At 72.4% G+C, this 18,222-nt stretch carries 16 protein-coding genes; 10 read left to right on the forward strand and 6 right to left on the reverse strand.

What is annotated here, in order from left to right; all coding sequences use genetic code 11:
• Positions 1-3 precede the first annotated feature (3 nt).
• Both ACFW2G_RS22580 and ACFW2G_RS22585 read right to left on the reverse strand, forming a co-directional pair.
• Positions 4-1,632, reverse strand: a complete 1,629-nt coding sequence (locus tag ACFW2G_RS22580; RefSeq protein ID WP_384582575.1) for an MFS transporter — start codon at positions 1,630-1,632, stop codon at positions 4-6.
• 312 nt (positions 1,633-1,944) lie between these two features.
• Positions 1,945-2,841: an alpha/beta fold hydrolase gene (locus ACFW2G_RS22585; protein ID WP_384450660.1), complete on the reverse strand. Its 897-nt coding sequence runs from the start codon at positions 2,839-2,841 to the stop codon at positions 1,945-1,947.
• Between the two features lie 369 nt (positions 2,842-3,210).
• Here ACFW2G_RS22585 and ACFW2G_RS22590 point away from each other — a divergent pair, with 369 nt between their 5' ends.
• On the forward strand, positions 3,211-6,492 hold the full coding sequence (locus tag ACFW2G_RS22590) for a tetratricopeptide repeat protein (protein ID WP_384582572.1): 3,282 nt from the start codon (positions 3,211-3,213) through the stop codon (positions 6,490-6,492).
• A gap of 260 nt (positions 6,493-6,752) precedes the next feature.
• Here ACFW2G_RS22590 and ACFW2G_RS22595 read toward each other — a convergent pair whose 3' ends face one another.
• Positions 6,753-6,986, reverse strand: a complete 234-nt coding sequence (locus tag ACFW2G_RS22595) for a hypothetical protein (RefSeq protein ID WP_384454880.1) — start codon at positions 6,984-6,986, stop codon at positions 6,753-6,755.
• Positions 6,983-7,870, reverse strand: coding sequence for a mycothiol conjugate amidase Mca (mca, locus tag ACFW2G_RS22600; protein ID WP_384582569.1), 888 nt, complete (start codon positions 7,868-7,870; stop codon positions 6,983-6,985). The genes ACFW2G_RS22595 and mca overlap by 4 nt, the downstream gene beginning before the upstream one ends.
• 108 nt (positions 7,871-7,978) lie before the next feature.
• Here mca and ACFW2G_RS22605 point away from each other — a divergent pair, with 108 nt between their 5' ends.
• Both ACFW2G_RS22605 and greA read left to right on the forward strand, forming a co-directional pair.
• Positions 7,979-8,392 (forward strand): DUF4307 domain-containing protein, encoded by a 414-nt coding sequence (locus tag ACFW2G_RS22605; protein ID WP_037919260.1) that lies wholly within the window; start codon positions 7,979-7,981, stop codon positions 8,390-8,392.
• Between the two features lie 232 nt (positions 8,393-8,624).
• Positions 8,625-9,122: a transcription elongation factor GreA gene (gene greA, locus ACFW2G_RS22610; RefSeq protein ID WP_037919257.1), complete on the forward strand. Its 498-nt coding sequence runs from the start codon at positions 8,625-8,627 to the stop codon at positions 9,120-9,122.
• 140 nt (positions 9,123-9,262) lie between these two features.
• Here greA and ilvA read toward each other — a convergent pair whose 3' ends face one another.
• Positions 9,263-10,495 (reverse strand): threonine ammonia-lyase, encoded by a 1,233-nt coding sequence (gene ilvA / locus ACFW2G_RS22615; protein WP_037919256.1) that lies wholly within the window; start codon positions 10,493-10,495, stop codon positions 9,263-9,265.
• 251 nt (positions 10,496-10,746) lie between these two features.
• Between ilvA and ACFW2G_RS22620 the strand changes: the two genes are divergently transcribed.
• From ACFW2G_RS22620 to ACFW2G_RS22630, 3 genes are read left to right on the forward strand one after another with little or no spacing between them, the layout of a single operon-like run.
• Positions 10,747-11,268 (forward strand): MarR family winged helix-turn-helix transcriptional regulator, encoded by a 522-nt coding sequence (locus ACFW2G_RS22620; RefSeq protein WP_052030326.1) that lies wholly within the window; start codon positions 10,747-10,749, stop codon positions 11,266-11,268.
• Between the two features lie 56 nt (positions 11,269-11,324).
• Positions 11,325-11,747: a sigma factor-like helix-turn-helix DNA-binding protein gene (locus tag ACFW2G_RS22625; protein ID WP_370466476.1), complete on the forward strand. Its 423-nt coding sequence runs from the start codon at positions 11,325-11,327 to the stop codon at positions 11,745-11,747.
• Complete coding sequence (locus ACFW2G_RS22630; protein WP_037919255.1) at positions 11,744-11,998, forward strand: hypothetical protein; 255 nt, start codon at positions 11,744-11,746, stop codon at positions 11,996-11,998. Before ACFW2G_RS22625 ends, ACFW2G_RS22630 begins: the two co-directional genes overlap by 4 nt.
• 152 nt (positions 11,999-12,150) lie before the next feature.
• Here the strand turns inward: ACFW2G_RS22630 and ACFW2G_RS22635 are convergent, their stop codons facing one another.
• Positions 12,151-13,308, reverse strand: a complete 1,158-nt coding sequence (locus ACFW2G_RS22635; RefSeq protein ID WP_037919254.1) for a cystathionine gamma-synthase — start codon at positions 13,306-13,308, stop codon at positions 12,151-12,153.
• A 77-nt stretch (positions 13,309-13,385) separates the two neighbouring features.
• Between ACFW2G_RS22635 and ACFW2G_RS22640 the strand changes: the two genes are divergently transcribed.
• From ACFW2G_RS22640 to msrA, 4 genes are all read left to right on the forward strand, one after another.
• Entirely contained in the window at positions 13,386-14,492 is a 1,107-nt protein-coding gene (locus ACFW2G_RS22640; RefSeq protein ID WP_037919249.1) for a hypothetical protein, read from the forward strand.
• Between the two features lie 220 nt (positions 14,493-14,712).
• Positions 14,713-16,311 (forward strand): M48 family metallopeptidase, encoded by a 1,599-nt coding sequence (locus ACFW2G_RS22645; RefSeq protein WP_384582566.1) that lies wholly within the window; start codon positions 14,713-14,715, stop codon positions 16,309-16,311.
• Positions 16,308-17,450, forward strand: a complete 1,143-nt coding sequence (locus ACFW2G_RS22650; RefSeq protein WP_052030292.1) for a hypothetical protein — start codon at positions 16,308-16,310, stop codon at positions 17,448-17,450. Before ACFW2G_RS22645 ends, ACFW2G_RS22650 begins: the two co-directional genes overlap by 4 nt.
• Positions 17,451-17,519: 69 nt before the next feature.
• Positions 17,520-18,188, forward strand: a complete 669-nt coding sequence (gene msrA, locus ACFW2G_RS22655) for a peptide-methionine (S)-S-oxide reductase MsrA (RefSeq protein ID WP_384454894.1) — start codon at positions 17,520-17,522, stop codon at positions 18,186-18,188.
• Positions 18,189-18,222: the final 34 nt, after the last annotated feature.

The following is an 18,222-nucleotide window of genomic DNA, read 5'->3' on the forward strand; positions in this document are numbered from 1 at the left end:
GGATCACTGGTTTTCGACAACAGGGGTCTCCCATGACGCGGTGGGTCGTGACGGGGAGGTGCGGGCCTCTTCGTGGTCGGGCTCCGGTGTCGGGGCCTTCTTCCTTCCGGCAGCGGGCAAGGTGATCAGCAGCACAGCCGCTCCGAGGAATGCGATGGCCGCGATCCAGCCCGCGCCGACGTGCATGGCGTGGATGAAGGCGTCGTCGGCGGCCTGAGCGAGAGAGGGCTGGTCGATGGCGGCGGCGACGTGGCGGGCCTGCTCGGCGGAGACCCGTGCCCGATCCTGCACCGGGCCGGATGCGCCCTCCAGCGAGGGTTCGATCGCACGCCGGTACGTGATCGACATGATCGTGCCGCCCACGGCGATCCCGATCACGCTGCCAGTCTGTCGCACGGTGTTGGTGACGGCCGATCCTGCACCGGCCTGTTCCAGCGGCAGGTCGCTGATCAGCGCGGCTGTGACGGGTCCGATCACCATGCCGATCGCCAGGCCCTGTACCAACAGCAGGAGCTCGATCCAGATGAGCGGAGTGTGGAGTCCGAGGAACCCGTACGCGCCCATGGTGAGCGCGGCCACGGTCAACGCCGGCACGGCAACGGGGCGGAGCGGGAGGCTGCGGACCAGGCGCGAGGCGAGGGGCGCCCCAGCGAGCGCGCCGACAGCGGTCGGGATGTTGGCCAGACCCGCCTTCATCGGCGAGAACCCGAGCGCACCCTGCAGGTAGAACGCGTTGTAGAAGGTAATGGCGGCCACACCGAAGAGCAGCAGTCCGAGCGCCACATTGCCGCCGCCGAACGCGCGTTGCGCGAACAGCCGCGGATCGAAGCTGGGTGATTTGAGGCGCAGCTCGACGAGCACGAAAACGGCGAGCAGGACCAGGCCGGCGAAGATCGGCACCCACACGTCGGCGCGACCCCACTCCGCCACCTGCCCCGCTCGGATCAGCCCGTAGGCCAGCGCCACGAGCCCGCTGATCGACAGCAGCATTCCAGCGGGGTCCAGCGGCCGCGGAACGGGACTGCGGAAGTTCGGAACCAGCAGGACGAGCCCGACGAACGCCGCCACCGCGACCGGAACATTGATCAGGAAGACCGAGCCCCACCAGAAATGATCGAGCAGGAACCCCGCCAGCACCGGGCCAGCCGCCATTCCGACCCCGGCCGACGTCGAGAAGATACCGATCGCGGCGGCCCGCGCGGGGCCGGTGAAGGTCCACATCAGGATCGCCATCATGGCAGGCGTGATCAGTGCGCTGCCCACCCCCATCGCGGCTCGGGCCGCGATCAGCTGGCCCGCACCGCTTGCGTAGGCCGCCCAGAGCGAGGACACGGCGAAGACGGCCAACCCGCTGGAGAACACGGTCCGGTGCCCGAACCGGTCGCCCAGGGCACCTGCGGTGAACATCAGCGTGGCGAAGGCCAGGGTGTACGAACCGGTCGCCCATTGCAGCTGACCGGGATCGGCCCCCAGCCCGCGGACCGGGTCCGCAAGGGTCTCCAGCGCAGTACTCAGGACGGTATTTTCGATCCAAATCAGCAGTGAACACAGCATGAGAATGGCAAGAATGAACTGCTGCCGGGACTTCGGTAACGCTGGAGGCGCGGCCATGAACACCTTCGGATATCGCACGGCGGGAACTTGACCGACTGGAATATAAGCAAGCCCCACAACACTGTCAAGCTCCGACTTTCTCGCCGAAAGTCATTGCGATCGAACGCGCCGTATGCCTCTACCGGATTTGCCGAGAGCGAATTTTTATGCCTCGGAGAGATTTGCGGAACGGGCGATTTCATGCCTCCTGATTTACATGTCGAAGGAGTCGAAGGATGTGACGTGCGGAGGGTTGCGGCTGTGGGTCTCTCGTGTCCCCGGTGAGCCCGCCGGCCTCCCGGTGCCGTCGAGGGACGTCGACGGCACCGTGAGGCCAGGGCACCCCCGATATCAGTGGCCGCGGAGCGAATCGAGCCAGCGCCGCAGGTGCGCGGCGGTCTCCGCCGCCCGGTCCTCGATGATCGAGAAGTGATCTGCCTCGATGTACTCGGCCGGTCCGTTGTGTTGCCAGCCGGGGACGGGGGCGGCTTCCCCGAAGCCGCTCAGCGTCCCGGTGGCCCGCAGATTCAGCGTCGGCGCGGCGATCGGCTCGGCCTTCCGCTCCGGATATATCCGTACGTGACCGCCCATGGCGACCAGGCCGTGGTCGTCGACGGGGGTCAGTGCGTTGTCCCGGGACAGGATCTGCCCCAACGCGTCGGTGAGCACGAGGCGGTTGAGTTCGTGCTCCTCCGGGGAATAGGTGTCGATCATCGCGACGCCCGCGAGCTCGCAGCCGTCGTCCTCGAGCCGCCGGGCGACCGCATGGGCGATCGCACCGCCGGCCGAATAGCCCACGAGCGCCACCGGGCCTCGCTCAAGTTCCGACGCGACGGACACCGCGAGGCTCTCGATCGCCGCAGCCCATGTCGCCGGCAGGTCGTCGCCCGCGCGCAGACCGGGCAGCCGCAACGCGCTGACCTGCCGCTCGCCGCCCAGTTCGCGGGCCAGGCGGGCGAACTGGTGCGGGCCCGATCCTGCCAGGAACGAGGGGATGCAGACCAGTACCGGTGCCGCAGCGCCGCGCGCCAGGAGCTGCGCGGCCGGGCGCTGTGCGGCGGCCTCGTCGACAGAGTACGCGCTCATCAGGGCCGAGCCGGCGGTCAGCAGGGGCATCGCCCCTGCCAGGTCGCCGCGGCGGTGCGCCGCCGTCACCAGGTCGGTGATCGTGCCGCGCACGCCGGTCGTTGCCTGCTCGACCACGCCGGTGTCGGATTCCTCCATCTGCGAGCGCACCAGTTTCGCCACGTCCGCGGCGGTCGGGTGGTCGAAGATCAGCGTCGCTCGGTCGCAGGGCGATCCGGCACGAGCCCGTCCTGCCGCACGGGTCGGAACACCGTCGCAGGAAGGAGCCCAGGTGAGAGGGTGCGGCGGAACCCGGTCGCCGTTGGGGTGTGTCGGCGCACGGATAAGGAGACGGCGTCACACGAGGGCGCTGCGAAGGGGAAGCTCTCGTGGCGCCATACGGCGTCGCGCACACGGGAGTTGGTGGATTTCGACACACCTACACGAAGAAGTGTCCGCTTCCCTCTGAACTAGCTCAGATTCCCTCGCGCGCGGGGGAGTCCCGCAGGACACTTGGGGCACGTTGCCGGGAGCTCTCTGAGGGGGATGCCGATGCGGGACAGCCATCGTGGTGAGGCCGAGCGGCTGTTGGAGCGGGCCGTGGACGAGGCGGTCCGGCGGGGGGCGGGCCCGGCGGATGCCGCGGGCGGGGCGGTGGTGGACCGGGCGGCACTGCTGGCGCGCGGCAGGGAGGCCCTGGACGCGCTCGCCGCGAGCGCGGCTCCCGAGTACGAGGCGTACGTACGGGCGTTGGACGAGGCGGCGGCCGGGGAGCAGTCGCTGGGCGAGGCGTTCCGGCGGGGCAACACCTCGACGGCGGCGCTGGTGACCGCGGTCGCGGCCGCCGCGGCCGTCGGGGCGGACCTGTCCCTGGGGGTCGCTGCGGGTACGGCGCTCACGACGGGCGCCATCGTGGGGATCGCCGGAGCGGTGGCGACGGTGGCGAAGGTGACGGCACTGCACGTGCCGGCGGCGAACCGGCGGGCCGGGGAACTGGGCCGGCCGGGCGGGGCGGAGCAGCTGAAGCTGCAGTGGCTGTCGGCGCTGGAGGTGCGCGGGATACGTCCGTTCCTGGAGCAGCAGCGTGCGGTGGCGGCGGCGGCGCGTGCGCCGCGGGCGACGCGGCCGGTCACGTTGTCGTCGGCGCGGGCTGCCGGGCCGCCGTTGCGCGGGGTGGATCGCAGTGCGGAGGCCAGGCGGCGCAGTGCGCTGGAGCATTCGTTCGGGCAGTTGCCGGATGTGGCCGACCGGTTCGCGGGGCGGCGGGCGGAGCTGACCCGGATCGCGCAGTGGGTGCAGGCGGCACGGGCGAGCACGGAGACCCGGCCGGTGGTGGTGGTGCTGTACGGGGAGCCGGGAGTGGGCCGGACGGCGCTGGCGCTGCGGGCGGCACATGCGCTGCGGGACCAGTTCCGGGGTGCGTGCCTGGTGGACATGCGGGGTGGTGCGCCGGGCGGGGAGCCGGGCGAGGCTCCGCTGTCGACGCGGGAGGCTCTGCTGCACCTGATGAACCGGCTGGGCGCGCCGCGTGAACAGCTGCTGTTCCGGGAGGGCGCCTCGGCGGAACAGCAGGTGCGGCGGTTGGGCGAGTTGTACCACCAGTACCTGCGGGGGTTGCCGGTGACGGTGCTGCTCGACGACGCGGTGGATGCGGCGCAGGTGCGGATGCTGGTGCCGGAGCGTTCGGAGAGTCTGGTGCTGGTGACGGCGCGGGAGCCGTTGGAGTTGCCGGGGGATCTGGCGGCGTGGGTGCATCGGCTGCCGGTGGAGCGGCTGGACGGGGACGCGGCGGCGGAGTTGGTGCGGGCGGTGGCGCCGGAGGCGGCGGCCGCCGAGGGTGTCGCGACTTCGGTGGCGTCGGTGGTGGGGCTGAGCGGTGGATTGCCGCTCGCGCTGCGGATGCTGGCCCCGCTGGTGGGTGCGGGCGTGGAGGTTTCCGCCGGGGAGGGCGGCGCCGGGGTGCATCCGGTGGAGGCGGCGCTGCGGGCGGCCGATGCCCGGTTGGCCGAGCCCGCCCGGCTGCTGCTGCGGCGGTTGCCGCTGGCGGGGCGGGCCTCGCTGGGGGGTGCGGCGGCGGCCGCGCTGGCCGACGTACCGGAGCAGGCGGCGTTGCGGACGCTGGAGGAGCTGTGGGAGGCGGGCCTGATCGAGCGGGTGCGGGGGCAGCGGTTCCGGATGCATGACGCGGTGCGCGCGTACGCTGCGGCCCGGCTGGCGGCGGACGAGGACCGGGCGGAGGTCGTGGCGGCGCACGAGCGGCTGATCCGTGACTACGCGCAGCTCGCGGACTCGGTGATCCGGATGGTCGACGGGAAGATGTCGACGCGGGCGAACCAGTTCGGGGGGCACGGCTTCGTCTCGCTGGACGCGGCGCTGCGGTGGCTGGACGACGAGTCGAGCTTCATCACGGCGGCGCTGCGGCATTCGGAGGGAGTGGACCAGCAGGCGGTGCTGGACCTGCTGGGGGCGTTGTGCGATTTCTGTCTGCTGCGCGGGGACCTGTACCGGCTGGGTGAGATCGACGAGCTGACGCAGGCGGTCGCGGCGGGCCGGCGGGATCAGGCGGGGCCGCAGGGTCGGCTGGTGCGGTCGGTGCAGTGGCGTACGGGTATCGCGGCGCGGCAGCTGGGTGAGCTGGACAAGGCGCGGACCACGCTGACGTCGGTGGTGGACCAGTACATGGAGGCCCATCAGGAGGCGGGGGCGGCGATGGCGCTGGTCTCGCTCGGTATCACGCTGCACCACCAGGGGAATCTGCCGGAGGCGGCGGTACGCATCCGGGAGGCACTGGTGCTGCAGGAGCCGGCGGAGCTGGCGGGTGACCGAGCCTGGGGGCTGCACGCACTGGCAGCGGTGGAACGGGACCTGGCGCACCTGGCGGAGGCGACGCGGCTGCTGGAGACGTCGCTGGAGCTGCACCGGGAGAGCGAGAGCGTGCACGGTGAGGCGTGGGCGCACTTCCAGCTGGGGCAGGTGCACCTGCGGTTCGGTGAGGTGGAGCGGGCGGAGAAGGAGCTGGACCTGGCGTTGCAGTTGTACGGGCGGACCCGGGACGACCGTGGTGAGGCCTGGGCGCTGACGCAGCTGGGCCGGGCACGCGTGGTGGCCGGGGATCCGGGGCCGGCGGTGGAGCGGCTGCGGGAGGCGCTCGCGCGGCACCGGGAGGCGGAGGACGCCCGCGGGGAGGCGTGGACGCAGTACTACCTGGGGCAGGCGCTGGAGGTGAGCGGGGAGCGGGACCGGGCGGTGCGGGAGCTGGAACGGGCGCGGACGATGTTCTCGCGGATGCGGGACGTGTACGGGCTGGCGCACGCCCGGCACCATTCGGGCCGGGTGACGCGGGACCAGCGGGCGGCGCAGACGGGGAACCTGAAGAACTCGGGTTTCGCCCGGCAGCTGCTGGTGGACGCGCGGGCGGATTTCCAGCGGATCGGGCTGGCGCACGGGGAGGCGTGGACCTGCCTGGAGCTGGCGGTGGTGGACGCCGGCAACGGGCGGCTGTCGCAGGCGCTGAGGCTGTGCGAGGAGGCGGTCCGGCTGTTCATCTCGTACGGGGACCGGCGCGGGGAGGACTGGGCGCGGTTCCTGCGGTGCACGCTGCTGCCGTACGTGGGGCTGGCGGGCCCGGGGGTACCGGAGGAGGCGCGGGCGGAGCTGGCACGGCTGGCGGAGGCGCCGCATGCGGCGCGGGACGGCCGGTTGGAGGAGTGCCTGGAGACGTACGGCGTGATCCTCGGCCGGGGCGTGGACCCGGCGGAGGGCTGGCAGGCGTGGCGGCTGGGCCTGGTGCCGGACCTGCAATCGCGGGAGGTCATGGGCGTGCCGCGGGTGTGAACCGCGCCGTCACGGCGGTGTGGCCAGGTGCGGGCCGGGCGGTCACCGAGACATCGCGGAGGTGGGGGCCGGGCGGTCACCGACACGGGCCGGGGACGTCGGCGGGAGAACCCCTGCGCGCGTCCGACGGCCCGGCCCGGCCACCGCAGGCCCCGGCCCGTACGAGCGCGGGACGCGGCCGGGCAAGGGGGCCGTGCCCACGCGTGATCGCCGCCCCACCGTCGTCGGGGGCGGGGCGGCGCGCGGCGGGGTCCGGGCGGTTAGGCCGTCGGCTTGGCCGTGGGGGCGGGGGTGGCGGCGGGGCCCGTTTCGGGGGCCTCTTCGAAGTCCACCCGGCCCATGTGCCGGTTCATGGACTTCATCAGGGCCCACACGCCGAGTGCGAGGGCCGCGAACACGATGAAGCCCAGGATGCCGGGTGTCACCTTGTTCTTGTCGAAGGTGTCACCCGCCAGGGGAAGGAGCTGGGTCAGTGCTGCCTGCGTAGCGCTCATGGCTGCACATTCTCCCGGATGCCCGCGAAGAGGTCCGACTCGGGGAGGGAGGTGTCGACGAGCGACTTCGCGAGCTCGTACTCCTCGGTGGGCCAGACCTCCTTCTGGACCTCCATGGGCACGCGGAACCAGCCGCCGTCCGGGTCGATCTGCGTGGCGTGCGCGATGAGCGCCTTGTCACGGATCTCGAAGAAGTCCGCGCAGGGGACATGGGTGGTCAGGGTCCGCTCCTTGCGCTCGAACTCCTTCCACCGCTCCAGCCACTCGCCGTAGGGGGACTCCAGGCCGCGGGAGAGCATCGCCTCGTGCAGGGCGATGGTGCGCGGCTTGTTGAAGCCCTGGTTGTAGTAGAGCTTCTGCGGCTGGTGGGCGGGGCCGTACTCGGCCTCGGGGTACTTCTCGGTGTCGGCCGCTCCGTCGAAGGCGACCATCGAGATCTTGTGGGTCATGATGTGGTCGGGGTGCGGGTAGCCGCCGTTCTCGTCGTACGTGGTGACGACCTGCGGCTTGAACGCGCGGATCTTCTTCACCAGCTCGCCGGCGGCCTCGTCGACGTCCGCGAGGGCGAAGCAGCCTTCGGGGAGCGGGGGCAGCGGGTCGCCTTCGGGGAGTCCGGAGTCGATGTAGCCGAGCCACTCCTGCTCGACGCCGAGGATCTGGCGGGCCTCCTCCATCTCCTTGGCGCGGACCTCGTGGATGTTCTCCTCGATGTACGCGTCGCCCTGGAGCTTGGGGTTCAGCACGGAGCCCCGCTCGCCGCCCGTGCAGGTCACGACCATCACGGGAACGCCTTCGGACACGTACTTTGCCATCGTTGCCGCGCCCTTGCTCGACTCGTCGTCGGGGTGGGCGTGGACGGCCATCAGTCGAAGCTGCTCGGTCAAAACAGGATCCTCTGCGATTCGGCGCGACACTCGGCTTCTATAGTGACCGAACTGGGGGACGGAAAATTCCGGGGATGCCCCACCCTCCCCAGCGAGAGGACAAAGATCATGAGCGCGGTGCGCGAGGGACTGCCCGAGGGCCGGTACGGCCGGTCGGCGGACGAGCGTACCGACCGGAAGCTCAAGATCATCGGAGCGGTGTCGGGGGCCCTGCTGCTGGGCCTGATCGGCTGGATCGGCTGGGACTACGTCGCGGGCCGGAGCGTGAGCGCCGAGGTGATCAAGTTCCAGGTGATCTCGGACACCGAGGTGAAGGTGCACCTGGAGGTCCGCAAGGACGCCTCGGTCACCGGAGTGTGCACCATGGTCTCGCAGGACGAGCAGCACGCCGAGGTGGGCCGCGCCGACTTCACCTTCGCCCAGCACGCGTCGCGGGTCGACGAGGTCGTCTCGGTGAAGACCACGGGACGGGCCACCATGATCGAGCTGATCGGCTGCCAGCCCGCCGGGGCCGCGGGCTGAGACGCCCGGCCGGGACACTCCGGCGGATACGCCGGCGGGGGTCGGAGTCGGAGCGCTCGGCCCGCGGCGCTCCCCGGAGGCGTCCCTCCGGGCGCTGCCCCCAGGCATGGGAGTGCCGTCGGCGGGGCAATGGCCCTCTGGGGTCCTCCCCCTTTTCTTCCCGAATTGTTAGGCTCGTGGTTTCGTCCGCCGCTGGCGGGCGTGTAGTCCCCTGTACCGACGAGGAGCACCCGTGACCCAGACGAGCGAGAGCGTCACCTGGCTGACCCAGGCGGCGTACGACCAGCTGAAGGCGGAGCTGGACTACCTCTCTGGTCCCGCCCGCACGGAGATCGCCGCGAAGATCGCAGCCGCCCGCGAGGAGGGCGACCTGCGCGAGAACGGCGGTTACCACGCGGCCAAGGAGGAGCAGGGCAAGCAGGAGCTCCGGGTCCGTCAGCTCACGCAGCTGCTGGAGAACGCCAAGGTCGGCACCGCGCCCGCGTCCGACGGCGTGGTGGCGCCGGGCACGCTCGTGAAGATCGCCTTCGACGGCGACGAGGACGACACCATGGAGTTCCTCCTGGCGTCGCGCGAGTACGCCTCCGGGGACTTCGAGACGTATTCCCCGCAGTCGCCTCTGGGCACCGGCGTGCTCGGCAAGGCGATCGGCGAGGACGCCGAGTACGAGCTGCCGAACGGCAAGAAGGCCTCGGTCAAGATCCTGGACGTCAAGCCCTTCACCGGCTGATCACCCCCGATCACCTTCGGTCCGCATGTGATGCCCCGTCCGGTTCTCCGGCCGGGGCATCCTCCGTACCGGGGTCCTGTTGTACGGCAGGTCCTGCGCGTACGGCAGGTCCTGCGCGGCCGCCGTTCGCCCCCGGTCGGTCAGCCCATCACCTTGTACCCCGCGCCGTGCAGCGTCCGCGCGACCTCAGCGCAGTGCTCCGGTCCCTTGGTCTCCAGGTGAAGTTCCACCTCCACCTCCGTGAGCCCCAGCCGCGGGTCGGTCCGTACGTGGCTCACGTCCAGCACGTTCGCGTCGACCACGGACAGCACGCCCAGGAGACCGGCCAGCGCACCCGGCCGGTCCGCCACGCGCAACCGCAGGGACAGGTACCGGCCCGCGGCCGCCATGCCGTGCCGCAGGATCCGCTGGAGCAGCAGCGGATCGACGTTGCCTCCGGACAGTACGGCCACCACCGGGCCCGCCCCGTACCGCTCGGGCTCGCTGAGCAGGGCCGCGACCGTGCTGCACCCGGCCGGCTCGACGACGAGTTTCGCCCGTTCCAGGCACAGCAGCAGGGCACTGGAGAGGGCGTCCTCGGACACCGTGCGCACGTCGTCGAGGAGCTCGCCGATGATCCTGAACGGGACGTCGCCGGGGCGGCCCACCTTGATGCCGTCGGCCATCGTGTTCGGGTGGTCGATCGAGACCGGGTGGCCGGCCTTGAGGGAGGGCGGGTAGGCGGCCGCGCCGGCCGCCTGCACCCCGACGACCCGCACGTCGGGCCGCAGTGCCTTCACGGCGACGGCCACTCCGGCGGCCAGCCCGCCGCCTCCGATGCCGACGAGGATGGTGCGCACCTCCGGGCACTGTTCCAGGATCTCCAGTCCGACCGTGCCCTGGCCGGCGATGATGTCGCGGTGGTCGAAGGGGTGGATGAACACGGCGCCCGTGCGGTCGGCGTAGTCCTGGGCCGCGGCAAGGGTCTCGTCGACGACCTGGCCGTGCATCCGTACGTCGGCCCCGTACTCCTGGGTCGCGGCGACCTTCGGCAGCGGCGCCCCGACCGGCATGAAGACGGTGGAGCGGACGCCGAGGAGCGAGGAGGCCAGTGCCACGCCCTGGGCGTGGTTGCCGGCGCTGGCGGCCACGACGCCGGCGGCCCGCTGCTCGGGACGCAGACCCGCGATGCGCACGTAGGCTCCGCGGAGCTTGAAGGATCCGGTGCGCTGGAGGTTCTCGCACTTGAAGTGGACGGGCGAGCCGGTGAGTGCGGACAGGTGCCGGCTGCCTTCCATCGGCGTGACCCGGGAGACGCCGGACAGCATCTTCTGAGCCCCCCGGACGTCGTCGAGGATGACCTGGGGAACGGGCTGGGGCACGCGGTAGTTCATGCCGCCAGTCTCGCAGCCCGGACGCGGCCGGGCGCGGAGCGTCCGGCGGGGCTGCGGGAGGGGCCGGGGCGCGCGCCGCGGGGGTCCGGGGCAGGTCTGGGATCAGGGTCGAGATCTCGCCAACCGGAACACCCGCGGGACGGGTGTCCCCGTGGGCCGCACCAGTTCTCGTACGCGGCGTACGAGCCGCCGCAGGGCCGCGTACTCTGTCCCCCATCCCTGTCGGACCCACGCGAAGAGAGCCCATGGCCATGCCTTCCTCCCCGGCCAATTCCGATCTGCCCGTGCAGACCGAAGCGCCCGCCGGAGCCGGTCTCCTCGACGCGCTCCAGCACCAGGTGGCGGTCTTCGCCCGGCGCGCCGAGCAGACCCGTCTGGGAGGGGTGGGCCAGGCCCGCAACTCGATGGACCGCGCCGCCTACCTGCTGCTCAACCGGCTCGACCTGGAGGGCCCGATGGGCGTGAAGGCGCTCGCCGGAGGGATGGGCATCGACTCCTCCACGGTGACCCGGCAGGTCGCGCCGCTGGTCGACAGCGGTCTGGTCAAGCGGACCTCCCACCCCGAGGACGGGCGGGCCGTGGTCCTCGCGCTGTCCCCGCGGGGGCTGGCGCGGCTGGAGGAGGTACGTTCCTCGCGGCGCGAACTCATGGCCCGGGTGACGGACGGCTGGAGCGAGGACGAGCGCGAGTCCTTCACCGGGCTGCTGACGCGCTTCAACCTGTCGCTGTCGGAGCTGATGGCGGCCGTGGCCGAAGCCGGTCCCGCCTCCTGAGCGGAGTCCGTCCGTCCTCTTGACCTGACCGGTGCCACCGGCCGCACTATGTGCATATGCGGGTGGTTGATCAACCGGCGGGCTCCTACGGAGAGTTCGAGGCCTTCGTCGCGGGTGCGGCGGGGCGACTCCTGCACGTCGCGGTGCTGCTGACCGGAGACCCGGATGCGGCCCGCGGACTGCTGGGGGGCGCGTTGGCGCGCACGTACGCGCACTGGCGGCGGTTGCGCGCGGACGACCCGTACGACTTCACCCGGCACGAGCTGTGCGCGGCCTTCGCCCGGACCGGCTGGCGCCACCACGGCGGGGCGGGGGTGCTGGCGCGGCTGAGCCCGAACGAGCGGCTCGTGCTCGTGCTGCGGCTCTACGAGGGGCTCGCGGAGGAGGTCACGGCGGCGCAACTCGGGATGCCGGTGGAGCGGGTCCGCGTGCTCTGCAACCGGGCCGTGTCCCTGCTGCGGGCGCGGGAGGCGGCGTGAGCGGGATCCCGGACCGCAAGGAAGCCCAGGTCAAGCAGCTGCTGGAAGGCCCGTACCCGGTGGTGCCGACGGGCCTGGCCGCCGGTGCGGCGGCCCGCGGGGACCGGCTCCTGCGCCGGCGCCGGGCGCTGCGCAGGTTCGGCTGGGCGGTGCTGTTCGCGGCCGCGGTGGCCTTCGTGGTCTGGGCCTCCCTGGCCCGGCCCTGGGCGGGCCCGCCGACCGGCATCTCGCCACCCCTGGAAGGCTGGTAGCCCGCGGGCGGCCAGCCGGGGGCAGTCCCGTGCGCCGGCCCGTGTGCCGGCCCGGGCCCGGCGCAGCAGGGCCCGGTGCCGGACCCCGCCGGGTTCGGGCCGGGTGCCGGACCCCGCCGGGTTCGGGCCGGGTCCGGCGGGGCCCGCGGGGGTCAGCCCAGGGCCTGGGTCAGGTCCGCGATCAGGTCGTCGGCGTTCTCGATGCCCACCGAGACACGGATCAGGTCCGCCGGAACCTCCAGCGCCGAACCGGCCACCGACGCGTGCGTCATGCGGCCCGGGTGCTCGATGAGGGACTCGACGCCGCCCAGGGACTCGGCCAGCGTGAAGACCTTGGTGCGGCCGCAGACCGCGACGGCCTCCTCCTCGCCGCCGGCGACCTGGAAGGACACCATGCCGCCGAAGTTGCGCATCTGCTTGGCGGCGATTTCGTGCCCCGGGTGCTCGGGCAGGCCCGGGTAGAGCACCTTGGTGACCTTCGGGTGGCGCGTGAGCACCTCGACGATCTTGGCAGCGTTCTCCGCGTGCCGGTCCATGCGCACGGCCAGGGTCTTGATGCCGCGCAGCACCACCCACGAGTCGAACGGCCCGGCCACCGCGCCCATCGCGTTCTGGTGGTAGGCCAGTTCCTCGCCCAGCGCCTCGTCGGCGGTGACGAGCGCGCCGCCGACCACGTCGGAGTGCCCGCCCATGTACTTGGTCAGCGAGTGCACGACCACGTCCGCGCCCAGTGCCAGCGGCTGCTGCAGGTACGGCGAGGCGAAGGTGTTGTCCACGACCAGCTTGGCACCCGCGGTCCGCGCGATGTCGGCGACGACGGCGATGTCGGTGATGCCGAGCAGCGGGTTGGAGGGGGTCTCGACCCAGATGACCTTCGTCTTCGGGGTGAGGGCCGCGCGGACGGAGTCGGCGTCGGAGGTGTCGGCCACCGACCACTCCACGCCCCAGCGGGAGACGACCTTCGCAAAGAGGCGGAAGGTGCCGCCGTAGGCGTCGTTCGGGATGACCACGTGGTCGCCCGGCGAGAGCAGCGTGCGCAGCAGGCAGTCCTCGGCGGCCAGTCCGGACGCGAAGGCGAGGCCGCGGCGGCCGCCCTCCAGCGCCGCGAGGTTCTCCTCCAGCGCGGTGCGCGTCGGGTTGGCGCTGCGGCTGTACTCGTAACCGCCCCGCAGGCCGCCGACGCCGTCCTGCTTGTAGGTGGAGACCTGGTAGATCGGGGGCACGACCGCGCCGGTCTGCGGGTCGGCGGTGTTGCCCGCGTGGATCGCGCGGGTCTCGAAGCTCTGGTGCTCGTGGCTGTCGTCGCTCATGCTCAGATGCTATGCCCAGGGTCGGCGTGCACCCCCCCTGTTCGCCTGTCGGCCCTCCGGTCTGGTTCGCTGGAGGCATGGAGATTCTATGGTTCCTGTTCGCGGTGCTCATGATCCTGTTCGTCGTGGGCCCGTACGTCCGGCGCCGGCGCGGCGGCATCCGCCTGGTCGCGCCCGGCAGCCCCGACGCGGCCGACCCGGCGAACTACGGATTCGAGCGGCAGGAAGACCTCGACATCCGCATCCCCGGGCCGGACCAGGACCTGATGGACGCCCTCGACAACGTGCGGCGCACCGGGCAGTGGCAGGCGGCCTCGCAGCTGCTGGCCGGGACACCGCGGGAGGGCGAGCGGCGCTGGCAGCGCGTGCAGGCCTTCGGCGGCGCGGCGGCGCTGGAGCTGGCGGCGCAGCCGGGTGCGGGCGCCCAGTGGCTGAAGGCGTGGCGGCTGGAGGCGGACAAGGACGCGGGCGGCGCGCAGGTGCACGCGGAACTGCTGGTGCAGCAGGCGTGGCGGCACTCGGGCGGGGTCGGCTCCGACGACCACCGGATCATCCTGGAGGAGGCCCGGGAGGCCTGCCGCAAGTCCGCGCTGCTGGCTCCGGGCGACCCGGTCCCGTACATCACGGAGCTGGCGATCGCCCGCGGCCTGGCGTACCCGGAGGCGGAGTTCGACGAGCTGTGGGCGAAGGTCATCGACCGGGCGCCGGAGCACATGGGCGCGCACCTGGCGGCGCTGCACTACTGGTGCGCGAAGTGGCACGGCTCGCGGGAGAAGGCCGATGCCTTCTCGCACGCGGCCGCCGCGCGCGCGCCGCAGGGCTCCCTGCTGGCGGCGCTGCCGCTGTTCGCGCTGTACGAGAACCTGCCGGAGGTGATCCTGAGCAGCGGTTTCTACCGCAGCGAGGCCGTCACGCGGGCGGTGGAGGGTGCGCTGTACGCCGTGCACACGGCCCGGCAGGACGACCCGATGCTGGCGCACGTACGACACCTGCTGCTGCTGTTCCTGGTCAACATGGAGCGGTGGGCGGAGGCGATGGAGCAGGTCCGCCACGTGGACGGATACGTCGGCGCGCTGCCGTGGTCGGCGGCGGAGGATCCGGCGGCGCAGTACGCCCTGTACCGGGCCCTGGCGGTGGCCGGCTACGAGGCCAACGGCGGCTCCCCCGCCACGCTCCCCCAGTAGCGGTGGACACCCCCGGCGCGCCGGCCGCGCCGGGGGCCGGTCCCGCGCAAGCAGCAACGCCACCCACCGCCCACTACCGGCGGGTACCCCCCACGACCAGCGGCGATGAGCGGTGCATAAAGTTGCCGTCACCATTCTCTGAGCCGCATCGTGCGGGGCGGCGGCCACCCCCCGCCGCGCGTCTCGGCACCGCTTTCATCCCGTGGGGGGATCTGTCCATATGGGCGCTTCTTTGCGCGCCGCTCGCGCGCTCGTCCTGCTCGCAGGCTTCTACCTGCTCGGCGTCTTCCTGCTCGCCGCGCTCGCAGGCCTCGACTTCGCCGTCGTCACCTGGCTGCACGGCCCGGCCGCCTTCAAGATCGTGATCGTGTCGGTCGTCCTCGCCGTCCCGATCGTCCGCGGCCTGTTCATGCTCCGCACCCCCAAGGACGACCCGCCGGCCGGCATCACCGTCACCGAGGCGCAGGAGCCCGTCCTGTGGCGGACCGTGCGCGAGATCGCACAGCAGGTCGGCACCCGCGCCCCCGACGAGATCGTGCTGATCGACGAGGTGAACGCGGCCGTCGCCGAGGACGCCCGCCTGCTGGGCCTGCGCCCCGGCACCCGTCGCCTCTACCTCGGCCTGCCCCTGATGACGGGCCTGGACGAGATGCAGCTGCGCGCCGTGCTCGCCCACGAGATGGGCCACTACGCCAACTTCGACACCCGCCTCACCCCGCTGATCGCCCGGGGCCGCGCCCAGCTGATCCGTACGATCGGCCACTTCCACGAGCGCGCCGACAACAAGGTCGCCAAGGAGCGGGCCCGCCAGGAGAAGCGGGACGAGAAGCGGATCGCCAAGGGCAAGGGCGCCAAGGGCGTCGACACCTCCGGAGAGGGCGCGACGTACCGCGCCATGGCCAAGATCTACACGGCGTACGGCTCCTTCTACCTGCGCGCCACCCGCGCTGCCGGCCGACGCCAGGAGCTCGCCGCCGACCTCGCCTCGGTGCGCGTCGCCGGCCGCGACTCCGCCGCCTCCGCGCTGCGCGAGATCAACGTCCTGGACTCGGCGCACGGCTTCTACATGAGCTCGTACGCCACCCTCGGCGTCGGCGCCGGCCTGCTGCCCCGCCCCGGCGAGGTCTTCGGCGGCCTGCGCAAGCTGCTCGACGCCCGTACGGAGGACTTGGACGACCTGCGCCGGGACCTGTCGACCGAGCCCGCCTCCCCGTACGACTCGCACCCCCCGCTCGCCGAGCGCGTCGCCCGTATCGAGGCCCTGCCCGACGACGGCCGCGGCGGGCAGGGCGCCCGTCCCGCCCTGGAGCTGCTGTCCGACGCCGGCGCCTCGCTGGCCGCGCTGGAGCAGGTCGTCCTCACCCCGGAGGCCCTCGCGCTCAAGCGGGTGGACTGGGAGGACCTGGTCCACGAGTCGATGACGCGGTACGTCGGCGAGGGCGCGGAGGAGATCCGCGAGGCCTTCGCCGCCGAGGGCGCCGGTCCCGGGCTGTCCGCTCTGCTCGACGCGGTCGACGCCGACCCGGCGGTCCGCTGGCGGGTCGCCGACCGCTTCCCGAAGTCGGAGGAGGCCGCGGCCGCCACGGGCCGCACGGCCCGCGAGTTCGCCCGCCCGGTCGTGCGGCGGGCCCTGAACCAGCTGGTCACCGTAGAGCTGACGGGCCGCGGCGCCGCCCGCTGGCAGCTGTCCTGGTCCGACTCGGCCACCCTGCGCTACCCGACCGAGGGCTTCGAGGAGCAGCTCCGGCTGGCCCTCGACGCGGTCGTCGCCGACCAGCCCGACACCGAACCCCTGCGAAAGCTGGTGCTTGCCCCGTGATCGGCCTGTACATCCTCGGCGCCGTGCTGCTGTTCGGCGCCTTCAAGTTCCTGCGCGGCGTCTACTACATCCGCAAGGCGAAGCGGCTGGAGGCGGAGATCGCCACGCTGGACGCCGGTACGGAGGCAGTCGAGGCGGGCCTGAAGGCGGACAAGGCCGCGGCGGTCGTCGCGCTCGGCTTCGTGGCGGAGGAGGACCTCGACACCGAGAACCCGGCGCCGGTGCCGCCCGAGCGGACTGCCGTCCTGCAGGCCGTTGCGGCGGGCGACTGGGAAGCGGCGGCGGCCTACGTGGAGGCGGCGGGCACGGACTGGCACGAGCGGATGGAACGGGTCCGCCCGCTGGCCGAGGCGGCCGCCGCGGACGACGACGCTTGGCTGCTGGCATGGCGCGCGGCCCGTCCGTCCGACCCGACGGCTGCCCTCGTCAACGCCGACGCCGCGATCATGGTGGCGTGGAACGTGCGCGGCAGCCAGTCCGGCAGCCGAACCACACAGGAGCAGTTCCGGCTCTTCCGCGAGCTCCTGGTCAAGGCCCAGGAGGCCGCCCACGAGGCCCAGCGCCTGGCGGACCCGGCGGACCCCACCCCGTACATCGTGGAACAGCCCATCGGCCAGGGGCTGGGCTACTCCCACGAGCGCTACCGGGAGCTGTGGGCGAAGGTCGTCGAACGCGACCCGAAGGTGTTGTGGTCGCACATCGCCGGCCTGCAGTACTGGTGCCGGAAGTGGCGCGGCTCGCACGAGCTGGCGCTCGCCCACGCGCGGGCGTCCGCAGCCGTCGGTGAACCCGGCGACCTGCTGTCGCTGCTGCCGCTGATCGCGTACTTCGAGCAGGAGACGTACGAGGACGACCTGGCGGCCGAGACGTACTTCAAGGAGCCGGAGATCGTCGCCGCCGTGGACGCGGCCCTCCTGGACCTGGCGGCGGCCGGCGACGACCACCCCGGGGCGGCGCACATGCGGCACCTGTTGGCCTACCTGCTGTTCTGGCAGGACCGCGACGAGCAGGCCGTGGAGCAGTTCCGGCACATCGACGGCTACATCGGCGCCCTGCCGTGGAGCTATGCCGGGTCGCCGAAGAGCCGGTACCTGTACGCCCGCGACTGGGCGGTGGGCGTGGTGACGCCGGGCCTGTGAGCCATGGGGGCGGGTCGGGGAATCCCGGCCCGCCCTCCGTGCGTTGTCCCTCGCACAAGGAGGGAATCCATGTTCTCGTACCGCCGCACGCCCGAGCTCCCCACCCGCGAGGAGGCCCTGACGGGCCGCCCGGAGCCGCTGTTCGCCCTTCCCGAGAAGCACACCGTGCTGGGCAACCCACTGGCCGGACCGTATCCGGCCCACCTGGAGGTCGCCGACTTCGGGCTGGGCTGCTTCTGGGGGGCCGAGCGCACGTTCTGGCAGACCCCCGGGGTGTGGACCACAGTGGCCGGCTACCAGGGCGGCTTCACCGAGAATCCGACGTACGAGGAGGTGTGCTCGGGCCTGACCGGCCACACGGAGGTCGTCCGGGTCGTCTTCGATCCCGCGGAGGTCTCCTACGCGGCCCTGCTGAAGCACTTCTGGGAGTCCCACGACCCGACCCAGGGCTTCCGCCAGGGCAACGACGTCGGCACCCAGTACCGCTCGGCGGTCTACACCCACTCCCCCGCCCAGCAGGCCACGGCGGAGGCCTCCCGCGAGGCCTACCAGCAGGTCCTGGGCTCCTCGGGCTACGGCAACATCACCACGGCCGTCCTCCCGGCGGCGGAGCGCCCCTTCTGGCCGGCCGAGGCACACCACCAGCAGTACCTCGACAAGAACCCGGGCGGATACTGCGGCATCGGCGGCACGGGCGTGTCCTGCCCGATCGGCGTGGCCCCGGCGCCCGGGGAGTGAGCGGCCCCCTGCCCCGCCCCGGCACCGTCCTCGA

The organism is Streptomyces sp. NPDC058880 (assembly GCF_042742535.1).
In the GTDB taxonomy this organism is placed as follows: domain Bacteria; phylum Actinomycetota; class Actinomycetes; order Streptomycetales; family Streptomycetaceae; genus Streptomyces.

Coding starts and splice junctions, on each gene's coding strand:
- ACFW2G_RS22590 (WP_384582572.1), top strand. CDS start 3,211: ATGCGGGACAGCCATCGTGGTGAGGCCGAGCGGCTGTTGGAGCGGGCC.
- ACFW2G_RS22595 (WP_384454880.1), bottom strand. CDS start 6,986: ATGAGCGCTACGCAGGCAGCACTGACCCAGCTCCTTCCCCTGGCGGGT.
- ACFW2G_RS22605 (WP_037919260.1), top strand. CDS start 7,979: ATGAGCGCGGTGCGCGAGGGACTGCCCGAGGGCCGGTACGGCCGGTCG.
- ilvA (WP_037919256.1), bottom strand. CDS start 10,495: ATGAACTACCGCGTGCCCCAGCCCGTTCCCCAGGTCATCCTCGACGAC.
- ACFW2G_RS22620 (WP_052030326.1), top strand. CDS start 10,747: ATGCCTTCCTCCCCGGCCAATTCCGATCTGCCCGTGCAGACCGAAGCG.
- ACFW2G_RS22625 (WP_370466476.1), top strand. CDS start 11,325: ATGCGGGTGGTTGATCAACCGGCGGGCTCCTACGGAGAGTTCGAGGCC.
- ACFW2G_RS22635 (WP_037919254.1), bottom strand. CDS start 13,308: ATGAGCGACGACAGCCACGAGCACCAGAGCTTCGAGACCCGCGCGATC.
- ACFW2G_RS22640 (WP_037919249.1), top strand. CDS start 13,386: ATGGAGATTCTATGGTTCCTGTTCGCGGTGCTCATGATCCTGTTCGTC.
- ACFW2G_RS22645 (WP_384582566.1), top strand. CDS start 14,713: ATGGGCGCTTCTTTGCGCGCCGCTCGCGCGCTCGTCCTGCTCGCAGGC.
- msrA (WP_384454894.1), top strand. CDS start 17,520: ATGTTCTCGTACCGCCGCACGCCCGAGCTCCCCACCCGCGAGGAGGCC.